At 64.6% G+C, this 15,709-nt stretch carries 14 protein-coding genes and 1 pseudogene; 7 read left to right on the top strand and 8 right to left on the bottom strand.

Annotated elements, in window-relative coordinates:
* Positions 1–79: 79 nt before the first annotated feature.
* Positions 80–259, top strand: a complete 180-nt coding sequence (locus YU9_RS0109310) for a hypothetical protein (protein WP_027572563.1) — start codon at positions 80–82, stop codon at positions 257–259.
* Positions 260–357: 98 nt separating this feature from the next.
* On the opposite strand, the gene YU9_RS0109305 is transcribed toward YU9_RS0109310, so the two are convergent.
* Positions 358–1,266 (bottom strand): 50S ribosomal protein L11 methyltransferase, encoded by a 909-nt coding sequence (locus YU9_RS0109305; RefSeq protein WP_027572562.1) that lies wholly within the window; start codon positions 1,264–1,266, stop codon positions 358–360.
* Positions 1,267–1,428: 162 nt separating this feature from the next.
* On the opposite strand from YU9_RS0109305, the gene YU9_RS0109300 reads away from it, so the two are divergent.
* Complete coding sequence (locus YU9_RS0109300; RefSeq protein ID WP_124160098.1) at positions 1,429–1,584, top strand: Flp family type IVb pilin; 156 nt, start codon at positions 1,429–1,431, stop codon at positions 1,582–1,584.
* 286 nt (positions 1,585–1,870) lie between these two features.
* Here YU9_RS0109300 and YU9_RS0109295 read toward each other — a convergent pair whose 3' ends face one another.
* Complete coding sequence (locus YU9_RS0109295; protein WP_027572560.1) at positions 1,871–3,481, bottom strand: NAD(P)/FAD-dependent oxidoreductase; 1,611 nt, start codon at positions 3,479–3,481, stop codon at positions 1,871–1,873.
* A 209-nt stretch (positions 3,482–3,690) separates the two neighbouring features.
* On the opposite strand from YU9_RS0109295, the gene YU9_RS0109285 reads away from it, so the two are divergent.
* Positions 3,691–5,970 carry a spermidine synthase gene (locus YU9_RS0109285; protein ID WP_027572559.1) on the top strand — a complete coding sequence of 760 codons (2,280 nt, stop codon included), beginning with the start codon at positions 3,691–3,693 and terminating at the stop codon, positions 5,968–5,970.
* A gap of 150 nt (positions 5,971–6,120) precedes the next feature.
* Here the strand turns inward: YU9_RS0109285 and YU9_RS41195 are convergent.
* Positions 6,121–7,114, bottom strand: a pseudogene (locus YU9_RS41195) (glycerophosphodiester phosphodiesterase).
* A 38-nt stretch (positions 7,115–7,152) separates the two neighbouring features.
* The gene (locus YU9_RS0109275; protein ID WP_036017207.1) at positions 7,153–7,929 is read right to left on the bottom strand and encodes a L,D-transpeptidase; all 777 of its coding nucleotides are present in this window, start codon (positions 7,927–7,929) and stop codon (positions 7,153–7,155) included.
* A 327-nt stretch (positions 7,930–8,256) separates the two neighbouring features.
* Here YU9_RS0109275 and YU9_RS0109270 point away from each other — a divergent pair, with 327 nt between their 5' ends.
* Complete coding sequence (locus YU9_RS0109270) at positions 8,257–8,583, top strand: hypothetical protein (protein WP_027572557.1); 327 nt, start codon at positions 8,257–8,259, stop codon at positions 8,581–8,583.
* A 136-nt stretch (positions 8,584–8,719) separates the two neighbouring features.
* Here YU9_RS0109270 and YU9_RS0109265 read toward each other — a convergent pair whose 3' ends face one another.
* Both YU9_RS0109265 and YU9_RS0109260 read right to left on the bottom strand, forming a co-directional pair.
* Positions 8,720–9,481 (bottom strand): ABC transporter permease, encoded by a 762-nt coding sequence (locus YU9_RS0109265; protein WP_027572556.1) that lies wholly within the window; start codon positions 9,479–9,481, stop codon positions 8,720–8,722.
* On the bottom strand, positions 9,478–10,401 hold the full coding sequence (locus YU9_RS0109260) for an ABC transporter ATP-binding protein (protein ID WP_027572555.1): 924 nt from the start codon (positions 10,399–10,401) through the stop codon (positions 9,478–9,480). The genes YU9_RS0109265 and YU9_RS0109260 overlap by 4 nt, the downstream gene beginning before the upstream one ends.
* 273 nt (positions 10,402–10,674) lie before the next feature.
* Here YU9_RS0109260 and YU9_RS0109255 point away from each other — a divergent pair, with 273 nt between their 5' ends.
* Complete coding sequence (locus YU9_RS0109255) at positions 10,675–11,391, top strand: hypothetical protein (RefSeq protein ID WP_027572554.1); 717 nt, start codon at positions 10,675–10,677, stop codon at positions 11,389–11,391.
* 118 nt (positions 11,392–11,509) lie between these two features.
* Here the strand turns inward: YU9_RS0109255 and YU9_RS0109250 are convergent, their stop codons facing one another.
* Together YU9_RS0109250 and YU9_RS0109245 are read right to left on the bottom strand one after the other, a co-directional pair.
* Positions 11,510–12,688, bottom strand: a complete 1,179-nt coding sequence (locus tag YU9_RS0109250) for a cytochrome P450 (protein WP_027572553.1) — start codon at positions 12,686–12,688, stop codon at positions 11,510–11,512.
* A 14-nt stretch (positions 12,689–12,702) separates the two neighbouring features.
* A complete protein-coding gene (locus YU9_RS0109245; protein ID WP_027572552.1) occupies positions 12,703–13,881 on the bottom strand; it encodes an ABC transporter substrate-binding protein in 1,179 nt (392 codons plus the stop codon).
* Positions 13,882–14,019: 138 nt separating this feature from the next.
* On the opposite strand from YU9_RS0109245, the gene YU9_RS0109240 reads away from it, so the two are divergent.
* Complete coding sequence (locus YU9_RS0109240) at positions 14,020–14,499, top strand: MarR family winged helix-turn-helix transcriptional regulator (protein ID WP_027572551.1); 480 nt, start codon at positions 14,020–14,022, stop codon at positions 14,497–14,499.
* A 171-nt stretch (positions 14,500–14,670) separates the two neighbouring features.
* Positions 14,671–15,615, top strand: coding sequence for a LysM peptidoglycan-binding domain-containing protein (locus YU9_RS0109235; protein ID WP_027572550.1), 945 nt, complete (start codon positions 14,671–14,673; stop codon positions 15,613–15,615).
* Positions 15,616–15,709: the final 94 nt, after the last annotated feature.

Genomic DNA, 15,709 nt, shown 5'->3' with positions numbered 1-15,709 from the left:
AGGATGCGGCAGTTGCGCTTCGTCCGGATAACAGGGAAATTCGAGCAGGTGGTTCATCTCAACGCCGAGGGGACACACGATGCCAGCGTTCACGTTTGAGAAGATTTCGCCGCCGGTGCGCCGCGCCCCGACTGCGGCAGCACCGAAGAAGCCGCGCGGCCTCATCAGCCAGATGATCGACCGTTTCGCCGAGCGCCGCGCGCGGCGGACGTTGCGGGACGATCGCGTCGTGCCCCGGGACGACAAGCCGGCGGAATAGGGTGGCGTCTAGATCGTAGGGTGGTAGCCTTGCGGCTGCGCAAAGCGCAGTCCGCTAGGCGTAACCCACCACTTTCGTCGCCGCGCGAGAGAGGTGGGTTACGCTGACGCTAACCCACCCTGCGAAAGCTTCCTCAGCAACAAGCTGCTCCAGCCCTCGATCCTGAGGTGCCGCAAGGGCACGAGGCCGCGGGCGCGGTAGGCGGCTATCACGGCGGGGGCTTGGTGCGTCAGCAGGCCGGAGAGGATGACGTGGGCGCCAGGCGCGAGGTGCCGCGCCATCGGGCTCGCCAGCTGTCGTAACGGATTGGCAAGGATGTTGGCGAGCACCAGGTCGAACGGGCCCGCGCGGGCAAAATCCGGTGCGGCAAAGCCGGTGGCGCGGATCACCCGCACATGGTTGCCAACTTCATTGAGTGCGGCGTTCTCAGCCGCCACCCGCACCGAGGGCGGATCGATGTCGGAGGCCAGCACTGCGCGCTGCAACGCCTTTGCGGCTGCGATCGCGAGCACGCCGGTCCCGGTACCGAGGTCGAGCACGTTGCGCGGCGGGGAACTCTTCAGGACATGGTCAAGCAGAAGTAAACAGCCGCGCGTCGTGCCGTGGTGACCGGTGCCGAAGGCCAGCGCCGCCTCGATCTCGATGGCGAGCTTGTTTGGCGCCACACGGTCACGGTCGTGGCTGCCGTGCACGACGAAGCGCCCGGCCGGGACCGGGACGAGATCCTCCAGGCTGGCCTTGACCCAGTCCTTGGCCTCGATCGTGTCGAAGGCGAGCGTCGCGGCGATCTCCTTTCCTGCTGAAGTTGCAACGAGTTCGCGCAGCCATGCCTGATCCGGCGCCTCGGCGAAATGGAGCGTCACGTCCCATTGTCCGTCCGGCCGCTCGAACGCGGCGACCGCGGCATCGCCATCGAAAAACACCTCGGTGAGCACGTCGACGACACGCCTGGCGTCGGCCTCGCTGCCGATCGAAAAGCTGGCGCGATGGGTGGGGGAAGGCTGCATTCAGGGTTCCGTTGATCTCAATTTTTGGAGCTTTTGGTGCCAATTTTCCGGATAAGTTGCGACTGCGGGTTAACTCGCCTGCAGCTTGTCTACCGTACATTTCCGGATGTTGAAGCAACGCAGCACAGCTTGGAATTGAAACGGAGGCGAGTCTTGAAGCGCATGGTTCAGAAGTTCTGGTCGGACGAGTCCGGTGCAACGGCGATCGAGTACGGTCTGATTGCCGCGGGCATCGCCCTGGCGATCATCACCGTGGTGAACGGCCTGGGCACCACCATGAACGAGAAGTTCACGTCGATTAGCACCTCCTTGAAGTAATTTCCGCCTGCATTTCCCAGCGGGGCTATTTTTCTTCAGAGGCTGTTCCTGATCACCGCCCGCTGGGGGATTTCCCTGGCGGGCGAGGTCGTTTTGGCACGTGTGTTCTCTCGCGATCTTCACAGCTTGTCCGCCTGCTTGCCGGGACCCTATCCACCCGTTTTTCCCGCAATTGTCCCTACGATTTTCCACTGACTTTCCCCAGGATCACCCCGATGGTCGTGGCCAGGCTTCCTCTGCCCGACCACAGACCTTTCGACAGTCTCTCCACAGACAATCCACAGACCTATCCACGGCTTCCGAACAGCGACCGGTGATCCCGCAGGATCACCTGCGCCGCGTTGTGACCGGGGGCCCCGGTGACGCCGCCGCCGGGATGGGCGCCGGAGCCACAGTGGTAGAGGCCCCTCAACGGCCCGCGATAATCGGCGTGGCCCAGCATCGGCCGCGCCGAGAACAGCTGGTTCAACGTCAGCGCGCCGTGGAAGATGTCGCCTCCGAGCAGACCGAATTGCCGTTCGAGATCGAGCGGGGACAGGATCTGACGGCCGAGCACGCTCGCCGCAAAACCCGGCGCGTACTTGTCCACCGTCGCGATCATGAGATCGGCGACCTCCTCGCGATGGTCGTCCCACGATCTTCCATCGGGAAGCTCCGGCGCGACGTGCTGGCAGAACAGGCTCGCGACGTGCTTGCCGGCGGGCGCCAGCGTGTCGTCCAGCGTCGAGGGGATCAGCATCTCGACCACGGGCTCACGGCTCCAGCCCTGCGCCCGCGCATCGAGATAGGCGCGGTCCATATAGTCGAGGCTCGGCGCGAGGATGATGCCGGAGGAGAGATGATCGCCTTCGCCCGGCAGCGCCGTGAAGGAGGGCAGACGGTCCAGCGCCACGTTCATGCGGAAGGTGCCGGAGCCGTTCTTCCAGTGCCGGATGCGAGCGAGGAAGTTCGCAGGCAGAGCATCGGCCGCGATCAGTCGCGTGTAGAGCAGCTTTGGATTGACGTTGGCCGCAACATACTTTGCGCGGATGGCTGAGCCGTTCTCCAGCACGACCCCGACGGCGCGGTCGCGCTCGACGATGACCTCACGGACGCCGGCATCCGTTTCGATCACGACGCCGCGGTCGCGTGCCGCGCGCGCCATCGCCTGCGTGATCGCGCCCATGCCGCCGATGGCGTGGCCCCAGACGCCCTTCTTGCCGTTCACCTCGCCGAAGGCGTGATGCAGCATCACATAGGCCGAGCCGGCGGCGTATGGACTGGCATAGTTCCCGACGATGGCGTCGAAGCCGAACAGCGCCTTGACCAGATCATGTTCGAAACGTTCGTCCAGCATTTCGCCGGCCGAACGGGTGAAGAGATCGAGCAGGCTGCGGCTCTGTTCCAGCGTGAGGCCGCGCAGAATATTGGCGCTCTGGAGCGCGTTCACGGCCTCGCGGATCGCGTTCGTGCCAAATCCGTCGACCAGGTTCGGGGGCGCGCGCAGCACGAACTGCCTGAGCACGTCGGCGATGTCTTCCAGCTCGTGCGAGAACCCATCGAGCGCCTCCGCATCATGCGCGCTGAGCCGCGCGACCGACGCTTTCGTCCGCCCCTCGCCGGTGAGGAGATAGCTTCCATCCGGCGCGGGCAGAAAATTCTGCGCGCGCCGCTCGACGATCCGCAGGCCCTGCTCGGCGAGCTTGAGGTCGCGGATCACCTGCGGATTGAGCAGGCTCACGGTGTAAGCCGCGACCGAATTGCGGTATCCCGGATGAAACTCCTCCGTGACCGCGGCGCCGCCGACCACCTTGCGACGCTCGACCACCCGCACCCGCAGGCCCGCCATCGCGAGATAGGCCGCGCAGGTAAGGCCGTTATGGCCAGCGCCGATGATGACGACGTCGGTTTCGCTCATGATTTCCCTGGCGTCATTCCGGGGCGATGCGCAGCATCGAACCCGGAATCTCGAGGTTCCGGGTTCGCCTCTCCGAGGCGCCCCGGAACGACATCTCTACATCAAGCATTTTCCGCTGCAACATCACGACACCCTTTATTGCCGGTTCAGGTGCCTTGTGCTCCATTGCGCGCGTCCGGCGCCCGCCGGGACTGTTTGCCGGAGCTTCCATGGATTCGATCGTGCAACCCGCCGCCACGGAGCAGTCGTCTCTTTCGCGCAACCGGATGCTGCTGACGGTCTACACCGCGGCGATCTTCGTCAGCGCGCTGCTGCTGTTCTCGGTGCAGCCGTTGTTCACGAAGATGGTGCTGCCGCGGCTCGGCGGCTCGCCTGCGGTGTGGTCGGTGGCCATGGTGTTCTTCCAGTCCTCGCTGCTGGCCGGCTATGCCTACGCGCATCTGTTGATGCAGGCGAGGAACCGGATCGTTCCGGTAGCGGTCCATCTGGCGCTGCTGATCGCGGCCTTCGCCGCGCTGCCGCTCGGCATCGCCACCGCCTATGGCGAGCCGCCCGCTTCGGGCTATGCATTCTGGCTGCTCGGCCTGTTCGTGGTCTCGATCGGGCTGCCGTTCTTCGCGCTCGCGGCCAACAATCCGCTGCTGCAGGCCTGGTTCGTCCGCACCGGCCATCCCGCTGCCCACGATCCCTATTTCCTCTATGCCTCCTCCAACATCGGCAGCTTCCTCGCGCTGTTGTCCTATCCGTTCCTGCTCGAGCCGATGTTCACGCTGCAGATGCAGAACTGGTTTTGGACCGGCGGCTATGGCCTGTTGATCCTTCTCATCGGCGCCTGCGCCGTGCTGTTGTTGCGTTCGCCGAAGCTGGCGGTGGCCGACGCGCGGACCGACGACGTGAATGCGCCCGCGCCCAGCCTGCTGACGCGGCTGCGCTGGATCTTCCTCGCCGCAGTGCCGTCGGGCCTGCTCATCGCGGTGACCGCGCACATTTCGACCGACGTCGCGGCGGCGCCGCTGCTGTGGGTGCTGCCGCTGTCGCTGTACCTTTTGACCTGGGTCGTGGTGTTCCAGTCGCGGCCGTTATTGCCGCACAAATGGATGCTGATGCTCCAGCCGGTCGCGATCGCGGGCGTCGTCGTGCTGCTGGCCTTTGGCGGCGAGCAGAACCTGCTGCTCACGCTCGGCGGACACCAACTGTGCTTCTTCGTCATTGCCATCGCCTGTCACGGCGAACTGGCGCGGACCCGGCCGGCCGCAAAATATCTCACCGGCTTCTATGTCGCGCTGTCGTTTGGCGGCATGGTCGGCGGCCTGTTCGCAGGGCTCGTTGCGCCCTTCACCTTCACATGGATCGCCGAATATCCGATCCTGATCGCGCTCGCCGCGCTGTGCCGTCCGTCCGCGAACGAGCGGCTGGCGGGCGTCGTCAAATGGTACTGGCTGGCGCTCGCCGCGCTCGCGGTAGCGCTCGTCGCGCCGTCGTACACGACGGGGGACCTCCCGACCTGGTTCGAGGATCATCGCGTCTGGGTCGCCGGCGCCGTCGGCGTGCTCGCCGCGCTGCTCGCGCTGATCCTCAATGCCGGTCGCTGGAAGATCTTTGCCACCGTCGCGCTCGCACTGGCGTTGATCCGGGTTTATCCCGCAGACGAGGGCCGCGTCACGACGGTGCGCAGCTTCTTCGGCGTGCACAAGATCGTGGTGACGCCGGGCGGCTATTTCCATGTGCTGATGCACGGCACCACCATTCATGGCGCCGAGCGCTTCCGCAACAATGACGGCACGCCGGTCGCAGGCCGGCCCGAGCCGATCACCTACTATCACAGGGACGGCGGCATCGGTCAGGCTGTCAGCGCGATCCGCGAGCGCAAGGGCGCGCCGCTCAAGGTCGCCGCGATCGGGGTCGGCTCGGGCACGCTCGCCTGCGCTGCCGAGCGAGGCGAGAGCTGGACCTTCTTCGAGATCGATCAGTCCATGGTCGACGCGGCGCGTGACCCCAGGAATTTCCGCTACATCTCGAGCTGCATGCCGGACATGAAGCCCGTGATCGGCGATGCGCGCCTCACTTTCGCCAAGGAACCCGATGGCGCCTATGATCTCATCATCGTCGACGCCTACTCATCCGATGCGATCCCGATCCACCTTGCGACCGAAGAGGCGATGAAGATCTACAAGGACAAGCTCGCGCCGCACGGCGCCGTGGTGATGCACGTCTCCAATCGGCATCTGGATCTCGAGACCGTCGTGGTCGGCATTGCCGATGCCAACGATCTCAAGAGCTGGGTCTTCAACGAGGATTCCGGGCGCGACTCCGACTACATCTTCTCGACCGACGTCGTCATCTCCGCGCGGGAGGAGGAAGATGTCGGCAAGCTCGCGTCCTCCAAGCAATGGGAGCAGACCGAAGCCGATGACAGGGTACGGGTCTGGACCGACGACTATTCGAATATCCTGGGCGCGCTGTATCGGCGTTTGCGGGATGGGGAATAGAGGCGTTACGGCACGAGCGGGTGCGGTGCCCCGGACGCAGCGCAGCGCTTCTTCAGCGGTGCGCTGCAGAGCCGGGGCCCAGAACTCTGGGTCCCGGCTCTGCGTCGCGTCATTTCATGCGGCGCCGGGTCCGGGACACGAGATATGGGTTTACGGCGCCACCGGCGTCCCCGCGGGCAACGCGATCCCCTTCTCGCCGGCAACCTGCCGCAGCAAGTCCGGCCTGTCCGAAATGATCCCATCGACGCCGAACTCGATGATCCGCGTCATGTCGTCTCGCTTGTTGACCGTCCACACCACGACGCGCAGGCCGAGCGCGTGAGCCTCCGAGACGAGCGCTGCGGTCACATCGCCGAAATAAGGCGACCAGATCGCGCCGCCCGCAGCCTTGACCGTCCGCGGCAGCGAGCCGCCGTGATCGGCCGGATTGAAGCCGGCAGTCCAGTTCGTCGCCTTGTCGAGCGCCATCGTCTGGCCTGAGCCGCGCTGGAGCGTCAGGTACACGGTTGGGATGTTCGGCGCCTGCCGCTGGACGAGCTGCAGGGCTCGCCAGTCGAACGACTGGACCATGACGCGATCGGAAAATCCTTCGGCCTCGATCACCCCGAGCAGCTTCGCGACGAAGGCCTGCGGATCTGGCGCTTCATCTGGATGGTTCGGATCGATCTTGGTCTCGATGTTGAGGCGCACCTACGTGTTGCCGGACTTGCGCACCAGCGCAAACAGCTCGCGCAAGGTGGGAATGCGCGTCCCCGGCACCGCACGCTGGTCGGAATTGTTTCGCGTAGGCGCTGTCCGGCCGGATCTGGCCGACGTCATAGCTCCTGACCTCGTCGAGCCGCAATTTGACGAAAGGCGTGCCGGGCGAAGTGATGTAGACCCCATCGGACCTGCGTGCGAGATCCGGATTGAGCGCGCGCTCATGCGAGACGATGGCGTCGCCATCGGCGGTCACGCCGACGTCGAGCTCCAGCGTGTCCACGCCTATCGACAGCGTATTGGCGAAGGCGGGCAGGGTGTTTTCCGGCAACAGCGCCCGCCCGCCGCGATGCGCCTCGAGGTCGAAGGCCACATCAGCTCCCATGGCCCGTCCCGCGATCAGAACCCAGAGCACAGTCAGAATGGTCCTGGCACATGACGGCATGGTGCCTCGGCCGGCGAGGGCTGTTAATGGCGATCGCGTCAGTTCTGATAGTAATAGCCGCGCGGCTGATAATACTGCCGGGGCTGCGGCTGATAGTAATAGCCCTGCTGGCCGTAGCCCTGATTGTAATATGGCTGCGGCTGCTGCTGATAGACCTGCGCGTCGTAGAGCGGGCGGCTCGCCGAGCGCGGCGCGGGATAGCGCGCGCCGGTGTCGCTGCCGTCGGCCGGATAGATGTAGTTGTCGTCCTGCGGCATGTAGCGGCGCGCGGGCTGCGCCGGCGGCGTCAGGTTCACGGGATCGCCTGTGGTCGCGTATTGCTCTTCAGCCGGCTGCGGTGCGCGGGCCACGGCATTGCGGCCGCGCGGATTGCGCGCCAGCGCCACCTGCGCCGAGCCGGTCAGCGTCACCGTGGTGTTGAGCACGCCCTGCTGCTGCACCAGCGCATAGAGCGTCGAGGCGTTCTGCCGCGACAGCCGCACGCAGCCATGCGAGGCCGGTGAGCCGAGCCGGCTGACCGAGTCGGTGCCGTGGATAGCGTGCCCGACCTTGGTGAAGAAGATCGAATGCGGCATCGGCGCGTCGTCGAATTCCTTGGAGAAGTGATCCTCCTCCATGCGGAAGGCGCGGAACGCGCCGTTCGGTGTTTCGCGCGAGGGGATGCCTGTCGACACCGGCCAGTGATAGCGCGCGACGCCGTCCACCGCGACGGTCATCTGCTGATTGTCCTTGTCGATGGTGATCTCGACCTTGGCCTGCGCGGTGCCCGCGCCGAAGAGCAGAAATGAGGTGAAAGCAATGAAAAACGAACGCATCTGGAAACGCATTTGAATCCTGGCCTCCGGCCTGTTCACGCTAGGCGCTGCGGCTCACCGTCCCCGGCGTGCAATATGCCTGCAATCCGGCTTTCGTTCCAGCGTGCTGCCGGCCCATCGTTAACGCGACGTCTGATGTAAGCAAGGGCGCTTTGTGCCGCGAAGGCCACGGCGACGCTGACATTTTCGCGAGCGGAGGCGCGTTCACAACGCGACAATTCGTCACAAAGGCGCAACCATTCCGCCGCGCGGCGCGTTGATGATGGCCATTCTCGACAGGTGATGTGCCTGCCGTCGTTTGCCCCTTTCCTGCCCCCGGGGACCTAGATGAACAAAGTCCGTCTCGCCGCCGCGCCATTGCCGGCCAGTCTGTCTATCCGCCTGCTGTTCGCCGCCTTCGCCATCCTGCTGGCGCTGTTGTCGCTGCCGCAAGCAAGTCATGCCCAGGGCATCGTGCGCGGGGCGCAGGAAGGCTCTTATGAAGGCAACCGCATCGCCGGACCCGTGGGCGGCGCGGTAGGCGGCGTCGTCGGCGCCGGAGTCGGAGGGGCCGTCGGCGCAGTCGAGGGTGTGCTCGGCATTCCCCACCGTCACTATCGTCACCGCTGCCGCGGATATTACGACGGCTATCATCGCTTTCACTGCTACAGGTGAGTCCACAGTCGTCATTCCGGGGCGCGCGAAGCGCGAGCCCGGAATCCATCAGGCGGCAGAGGCAGTGGATGAATGGATTCTATGATGCGCAATTGCGCATCATAGCTCGCGCTTTCGCGTGCCCCGGAATGACAGATCAATTCTTCAGCCGATACCCCGTGCGGAAAATCCACCAGATCACGACCAGGCAGATCACCAGGAACGCCAGCGTCATGCCGATGCTGACGGACACGCTGACGTCGGCGATCTCGTAAAAACTCCAGCGGAAGCCCGAGATCAGATAGACGACCGGATTGAGCAGCGCGACCGTGCGCCAGCCCGCCGGCAGCATGTCGATGGAATAGAAGCTGCCGCCGAGGAAGGTCAGCGGCGTCACCACCAGCATCGGGATCATCTGCAGCTTCTCGAAGCCGTCGGCCCAGATGCCGATGATGAAGCCGAATAGGCTGAACGTCACCGCCGTCAGCACCAGGAAGGCCAGCATCCAGACCGGATGGTGGATATGCAGCGGCACGAACAGCCCGGCCGTCGCCAGGATGATCAGGCCCAAGATGATCGACTTGGTCGCGGCGGCCCCGACATAGCCGAGCACGATCTCGAAGTAAGAAATCGGCGCCGACAGGATCTCGTAGATCGTGCCGGTGAATTTCGGGAAGTAGATGCCGAACGAGGCGTTGGCGATGCTCTGCGTCAGCACCGAGAGCATGATCAGGCCCGGCACGATGAAGGTGCCGTAGCTGACGCCCTCGACCTGGCTGATGCGCGAGCCGATCGCGGCGCCGAACACCACGAAATAGAGCGAGGTGGAGACCACAGGCGAGACGATGCTTTGCAGCAGCGTGCGCCAGGTGCGCGCCATTTCGAACAGATAGATGGCACGGATGGCGCGGTGATTCATGACGTCCTCACGAGGTCGACGAAGATGTCCTCGAGCGACGATTGCGTCGTGTCGAGATCGTTGAAGCGGATGCCCGCGGTGCGGAGATCGCCGAGCAGGCTGGTGATGCCGGTGCGCTCGCCCTTGGTGTCGTAGTCGTAGACCAGCGTGGCGCCGGCATCGCAGAGCTCGAGCTCGTAGTGCGCGAGGCTGTCCGGCAGCGAGGCGATCTTGCCCTGCAAATGCAGTGTCAGCCGTTTCTTGCCGAGCTTCTGCATCAAGGTCGTCTTGTCTTCGACCAGCACGATCTCGCCCTTGTTGATGACGCCGATGCGGTCGGCCATCTCCTCGGCCTCCTCGATGTAATGCGTGGTGAGGATGATGGTGACGCCGGATTGCTGCAGGCCGCGCACGACTTCCCACATGCCCTTGCGCAGCTCGACATCGACGCCGGCGGTGGGCTCGTCCAGGAACAGGATCTGCGGCTCGTGCGACAGCGCTTTGGCGATCATTACGCGGCGCTTCATGCCGCCCGAGAGCGTGATGATCTTGTTGTCCTTCTTGTCCCACAGCGAGAGGTCCTTGAGCACCTTCTCGATGTGATCGGGATTCTTCGGCTTGCCGAACAAGCCGCGGGAGAAGCTCACGGTCGCCCACACGCTCTCGAAGGCGTCGGTGTGCAATTCCTGTGGCACGAGGCCGATCAGCGAGCGCGCCTTGCGGTAGGAGGTCTGGATGTCCTCGCCACCGACCAGAACCTTGCCTTCGCTCGGGTTGGCGATACCGCAGATGATCGAGATCAGCGTGGTCTTGCCCGCACCGTTCGGGCCGAGCAGCGCGAAGATTTCGCCGCGCTTGATGTCGAGATTGACGTTCTTGAGCGCCTTAAAGCCGGACCCATAGGTCTTCGACAGATTGGCGACGGAGATGATGGAGGACATGATGGCTGGGGGGCTGCTGGGGAAGGCCGGACCCATCCGGGAAGGCAGGTCGGCGGAGCCCTGAAATAGGAACGCTGTTGTCGGCCCGCAATTCCCCGGAGAAAAATGGTCTCAAAACAGGCACTTCAGTGGCATGTTTCGGGCAAGTGTTGCGCGATGGTCACGGCTCGCGGCTAAGATTGTCGCTCACGCGGCTCTTTGTTGCGTCTGCGAGCGGGCCATGGCTACGATTCCGGCCAATCGCGAAGCGTATTGTCTCCAGGGAAAACATCGATGAGACCGAACGGCCGTCACACCGCCGGCGCCAGCCAGTTGTCCGCCCTTCGTATGTGGGCGGTAGGCCTGCTCCTGCTGTCAGCTGTTGCCATCAGCCCGACCACCGCCACGGCCGCGCCGAGCCAGGCCGCGGCGACCACGCATGTCTACCTGCTCCGTGGCGTGCTCAACATCTTCTCGCTCGGGCTCGACACGATCGGCGCTCGGCTCCAGGCGCAAGGCATCCCGGTGACCGTCGCCAACTTCGTCTCCTGGTCCTCACTCGCGGATGAAGCGGCGACCGCCTACAAGGCTGGCCGCCTCAAAACCATCATCCTGGTTGGCCATTCCTCCGGCGCGACCGCGCTGCCGGACATGATCGCCAAGCTCAACCAGCTCGGCGTGCCCGTGAAGCTCGCGATCGGCCTCGACTCCGTGTTCAAGACCAAGCTCTCGACCGGCGCGGAACGCTACATCAACATCTATATCGGCGACGGTCCCGGCGAGCCGGTGCGGGCCGCGGCGGGCTTCCGTGGCAAGCTCGACAATGTCGACGTCCGCGGCACCGGCGTCGGCCATATCTCGATCGACAAGAACGAGGCGATCCAGCGCCGCGTCATCGCCGAGATCGACGCCGCGATCATGCGCTCGCGTGCACCGGCGGCTCCCGTTGCCGAACCCGGCGCACCGCGGCCCGCACGCGCTGCGGCGGCCGCGGCTCCGGCGAGGAACTGACGGCGACGACACTCGTCTCCTGATACAGCCAAAAGCGATATGTCTCTTGGCTGAAGCGATGCGAGCCGAGAATTCACCTCTCCCATAAGGAGAGGTGAACACCCACCGCCGATCGAGCTCAAGCCGCCGTCACACGCACCGGCATGCTCTCCAGGCCGCGCAGGGAATTGTTGAGCCTGCGTTTCGGCTGAGCCGTGAGCTCGATGGTCTTCACGCGCCTTGCGAGCTCGCTGAGGATCAGTTCGCCTTCCAGGCGCGCGATCATCTGACCGACGCAGGCGTGGATGCCTGCGCCGAAGCCGACATGCCCGGTCGCAACCCGCTCCACCTCGAACCGGTCCGGCTTGGCCCAGCGCGCGGGATCGCGGTTGGCGGAGGCCATGAACAACAGCACCTTGCGGTGGGCGGGGATCACGCCACCGCCGATCTCGACGTCGCGCGAGGTGGTGCGAAAGAACGTCTGCACCGGTGAATCGTAGCGCAGGCCTTCCTCGAACGCATTGCGTGCCAGCTCCGGCTTGTGGTGCAGCTTGCGGTATTCATCCGGATGCGTGGCGAGCGCGAGCAGGGTGTTGCCGATGCCGTTGACGGTGGTGTCGATCCCGGCGGTCAGGAACGGCCGCACCAGATGCGTTGCCTCGTGCTCGGTGATCTCGCCCTCATCGGCCGCCTGGTAGATCATCATGCCGAGGCTGTCGGGCCGCAGCGCATCGCGCGCGCAGCATTCCATGATCCAGCTCTGCGCCGCGAGACCTTCCTTCCGTGAGGCCGCGAGTATCTCGTTCTCCGGGCCGAAGCTGTTGAACACGAACGTGCTCCAGGCGAGCAGCTTCTCGCGGCCGTCCGGGCGGATGCCGATCGCGTCGGGAAACACCTTCATCGGAAACGCTTCCGCAAGATCGCTCACTGCATCGAACGTGCCTTTGTCGATCAGCTCCGAGACCTTCGTCTCCGCCTCGCGCTGGAACGTCTCGCGCAGCTTCCTTGCGACGCCCGGAGACAGCGTGCGGCCGAGCACCCTGCGGCCCTTGTCATGGTCAGGCGGATCGATCTGTAGCGTCAGCGGCTTTGGCAGCGCCGGGTTCATGCCGTGGAGGCCGACGCCTTCGCCGCTGATGAGCGTCTTCCAGTCTTTCAGCGCCGGCTCGACCTCGGCATAGCCGGCCATCGCCCACACGCCGTAACGCTCCAATTCGAACACAGGCCCGAGTGCGCGCAGCGCCGCATAGGCAGGATAAGGGTCCAGCAGGAAGTCAGGCGCAAACGGATCGACCGGGCTGGATGCAATGCCGCTCATGGTCAGCTCCGCCTCTATTGCTTGCTAGGCGGGCACTGGCCTTCGCTCTCGGCGCGGAATGCGTCCTCGCCCTTGATGGTGGCGACGACCTTCAGCAGATCCCAGGCGGAGGTCGATTCCTCCGGCGCCTTGACCTGAAGCAGGTAGAGCGGATGGATCTTGCGTCCGTCCTTGCGAATGTAGCCCTTGCCGAACAGCGGATCGTCAGTCGGCATCGCCTTCATCGTCGCGACCACGGCCTTGCCGTCCCTGGCGCTACCGGCCTTGTCGACGGCCTTGAGGTAGTGAATGACCGAGGCATAGACGCCGGCCTGCATGTCGTTCGGATAGGCCTTCGAGGGCATGCGTTCAGCGAAGCGTTTGGCGAACGCACGTGTGCCGTCGTTCAAATCCCAGTAGAACGGGTTCATGATCTGCGCGCCTTGCGCAAACTTCAGGCCGAGCGCGGGCAGTCCGTTCATGCCCAGGATCAACCCGACCAGCTTGTGATCCTTGGTCAGCCCGAACTCGGCGGCCTGCTTCATCGAGGTGATGGTGTCGTCCCCGGCATTGGCGAAGCCGATGACGGTCGCGCCTGACGCCTGGGCCTGGAGCAGGAACGAGGCGTAATCGGCCGTTCCCAGCGGATGCCGCACGCTGCCGAGCACCTCGCCGCCGGACGCTTTCACGGCTTCCGCGGCCTGTTTTTCCAGATCGTGACCGAAGGCGTAGTCGGCGGTGATGAAGAACCACTTCTTGCCGCCCTGCTGCACGATCGCCTTGCCGAGGCCGTGCCCGTAAGCATAGGTGTCGTAGGTCCAGTGCACGGTGTTCGGCGTGCATTTCTCGCCCGTCAGCAGCACCGTGCCGGCGCCGGATCCGACGAAGACCTTGTTCTTCTCGGCGCTCATGCCGGCCACCGCGAGCGCGATCGACGAGTTCGGGATGTCGAAGATCGCGTCGACGCTCTCGTTCTCGTACCAGCGCCGGGCGATGCCGATTCCGATATCGGTCTTGTTCTGATGGTCGGCCGCGACGACCTCGACCGGCTTGCCGGCGGCCTTTCCACCATAATCCTCGACGGCCATTTTTGCGGCGACGACCGAGCCGATGCCCTGATAGCTGGCGAACGGACCGGACTGGTCGTTCAGGATGCCGATCTTCACCACGTTCTGCGCGAACGTCGGCGCCGCCGTCAGCGCCGCCGCCAGCATGCATAAATTTATGCAGGAATTTGCGGTTCATTGTGTCCCTCCGATGGGCGGTCTTGGTGCCGCTGAATAATAGCTATATTTTATAGCTATATTTGAGAGTGTCAATTCGGCCCGACTTTTGGCCGCGGATTGAGGAACATGAGCTCGAAAACCGTCAGACCCGGAGCAAGGTCCGCATCGCAGCCGGAAAGTTCGCTGGACCTGCGCGCGCTGCAACGCACGCCCGGCTTCATGCTGCGCCTCGCGCAGCTGAAGTTCTTCGAAGGCTTTTACGAGGAGTTCGCCGCCTTGGGCCTGACGCCGGCGACCTATGCGATCTTCGCCGTCATTCGCGACAATCCGGGCGTTCCCCCCAGCAGCCTTGCCAGCCTGCTCCGGCTGCGCCTGCCGAACCTGATCAAGATCCTGAACGAGCTCGAATCGTCCGGCTTCATCAAGCGCAACCGCTCGAAATCCGATCGCCGCGCGGTCGAGCTGATGCTCACGACGAAGGGGGCAAAGCTCATTGAGGAGGGGGCAAGGCTGACGGAACCGTATAATCGGAAGATGCTGGCCCCGCTCACCGAGGCCGAGCAGCGCACCCTGCTCGACCTCTTGAACCGGATGCTGCCGCTTTAGTCATTCTCGAGGCCGGCCTGAGGTCGATCGTCGCAAGACCCCGTGGATGCGCGGCAGGACGGGTTTTCGGAGGGGAGCCAGCCGGTTCCCGTGCCCCAAAATCCACCCAATCGGTGGTCACTAAGCCCATCAGGGGAGGCCATTGTCTCCCGTGGTGGGACTGCTGGACTGATGATTCATTCGAGGCGACTAGTCGCGCTGGCAGCACTCATGCTGCTTGCCTTGAGCAGCGGCATGGCCGCTGCCTCTCCGCCCAAGTCCAAGACCGCCGCGGCCGTCCCTGCCGCGCCGCCGCCCCCGCCATTCGAGCCATTGCCGCCGCCGAAGGTCTACCTGTTTCGCGGCGCCATGGGCCCGATCTTCTCGACCGGCATGGACCGGCTCGGCGAGAAGCTGACACAGGCCGGCTTCTCGGCCGACGTCTATGAATTCACCCTGTGCCGGCTGATCGGCAACCGCGTCATCGCCAGCTACAAGGAGAAGGCAGCGCCGATCGTGCTGATCGGCCACTCCATGGGCGGGCTGTGCTCGATCGTCATCTCGGAGATGGCTGCCAAGGAGAACATCCCGATCAGCCTCGTCATCGCCATCGATCCTGCACATGCGACCGGCGACGTGCCGCTCAATGTCGAGCGTTTCATCAACATCTTCCTGTCCGACAGCGTGCTCGGCGGCGGCGATGTTGTGGCCGCATCAGGCTTTCGCGGCCATTACGCCAGCTACGACCTCAAGGAAAACGCGCGCGTCAGCCACATCAACATCGAGAAATCGGACGACATCCACCGCCAGATCGTCGAGATGGTGACGCAGCTCCCGCGCATTCCACCGCAAATCCAGGCCGATGCCGTGCCGCTGCGCTACCTCGTGCCTGCGGATACGCTGGTCGAATTGTGGGACAGCGGCGTGCGGGTGCCGGTGCGCCGCGGCGACACCATGGAGAGCATCGCGGCCGCCAACCGCGTGCCGCTGTGGACGCTCGCGCAGAGCAATTCATTGCCCGAGAACGCGCAGCTCACCCCGGGCCAGACCATCATCGTCCCGCGTCATCTGACCCCGCCCGAGCCGGCAGCCGCGATGGCGACACCGCCGGCGGTTCCGGCGACTTCGCGGAAGTAGGGGCTCTTCGCCCTGCGTGCGGGGAGAGGCCGGAATTTGCGAGAGCAAATTCCGGGTGAGGGGAGCCTCCGCGAGTCCGTCGCCGCGCCGGTGT

Origin of the sequence: Bradyrhizobium sp. WSM1743, from assembly GCF_000473065.1 — a bacterium.
GTDB lineage: Bacteria > Pseudomonadota > Alphaproteobacteria > Rhizobiales > Xanthobacteraceae > Bradyrhizobium.
This window is presented reverse-complemented; position numbering and strand designations above follow the sequence as displayed.

Excerpts from the sequence above, each read along its gene's own strand:
- YU9_RS0109285 (WP_027572559.1), top strand. The coding sequence starts at position 3,691 with ATGGATTCGATCGTGCAACCCGCCGCCACGGAGCAGTCGTCTCTTTCG.
- YU9_RS0109305 (WP_027572562.1), bottom strand. The coding sequence starts at position 1,266 with ATGCAGCCTTCCCCCACCCATCGCGCCAGCTTTTCGATCGGCAGCGAG.
- YU9_RS0109255 (WP_027572554.1), top strand. The coding sequence starts at position 10,675 with ATGAGACCGAACGGCCGTCACACCGCCGGCGCCAGCCAGTTGTCCGCC.
- YU9_RS0109240 (WP_027572551.1), top strand. The coding sequence starts at position 14,020 with ATGAGCTCGAAAACCGTCAGACCCGGAGCAAGGTCCGCATCGCAGCCG.
- YU9_RS0109250 (WP_027572553.1), bottom strand. The coding sequence starts at position 12,688 with ATGAGCGGCATTGCATCCAGCCCGGTCGATCCGTTTGCGCCTGACTTC.
- YU9_RS0109295 (WP_027572560.1), bottom strand. The coding sequence starts at position 3,481 with ATGAGCGAAACCGACGTCGTCATCATCGGCGCTGGCCATAACGGCCTT.
- YU9_RS0109245 (WP_027572552.1), bottom strand. The coding sequence starts at position 13,881 with ATGCTGGCGGCGGCGCTGACGGCGGCGCCGACGTTCGCGCAGAACGTG.
- YU9_RS0109275 (WP_036017207.1), bottom strand. The coding sequence starts at position 7,929 with ATGCGTTCGTTTTTCATTGCTTTCACCTCATTTCTGCTCTTCGGCGCG.
- YU9_RS0109300 (WP_124160098.1), top strand. The coding sequence starts at position 1,429 with ATGGTTCAGAAGTTCTGGTCGGACGAGTCCGGTGCAACGGCGATCGAG.
- YU9_RS0109235 (WP_027572550.1), top strand. The coding sequence starts at position 14,671 with ATGATTCATTCGAGGCGACTAGTCGCGCTGGCAGCACTCATGCTGCTT.
- YU9_RS0109265 (WP_027572556.1), bottom strand. The coding sequence starts at position 9,481 with ATGAATCACCGCGCCATCCGTGCCATCTATCTGTTCGAAATGGCGCGC.
- YU9_RS0109260 (WP_027572555.1), bottom strand. The coding sequence starts at position 10,401 with ATGTCCTCCATCATCTCCGTCGCCAATCTGTCGAAGACCTATGGGTCC.
- YU9_RS0109310 (WP_027572563.1), top strand. The coding sequence starts at position 80 with ATGCCAGCGTTCACGTTTGAGAAGATTTCGCCGCCGGTGCGCCGCGCC.
- YU9_RS0109270 (WP_027572557.1), top strand. The coding sequence starts at position 8,257 with ATGAACAAAGTCCGTCTCGCCGCCGCGCCATTGCCGGCCAGTCTGTCT.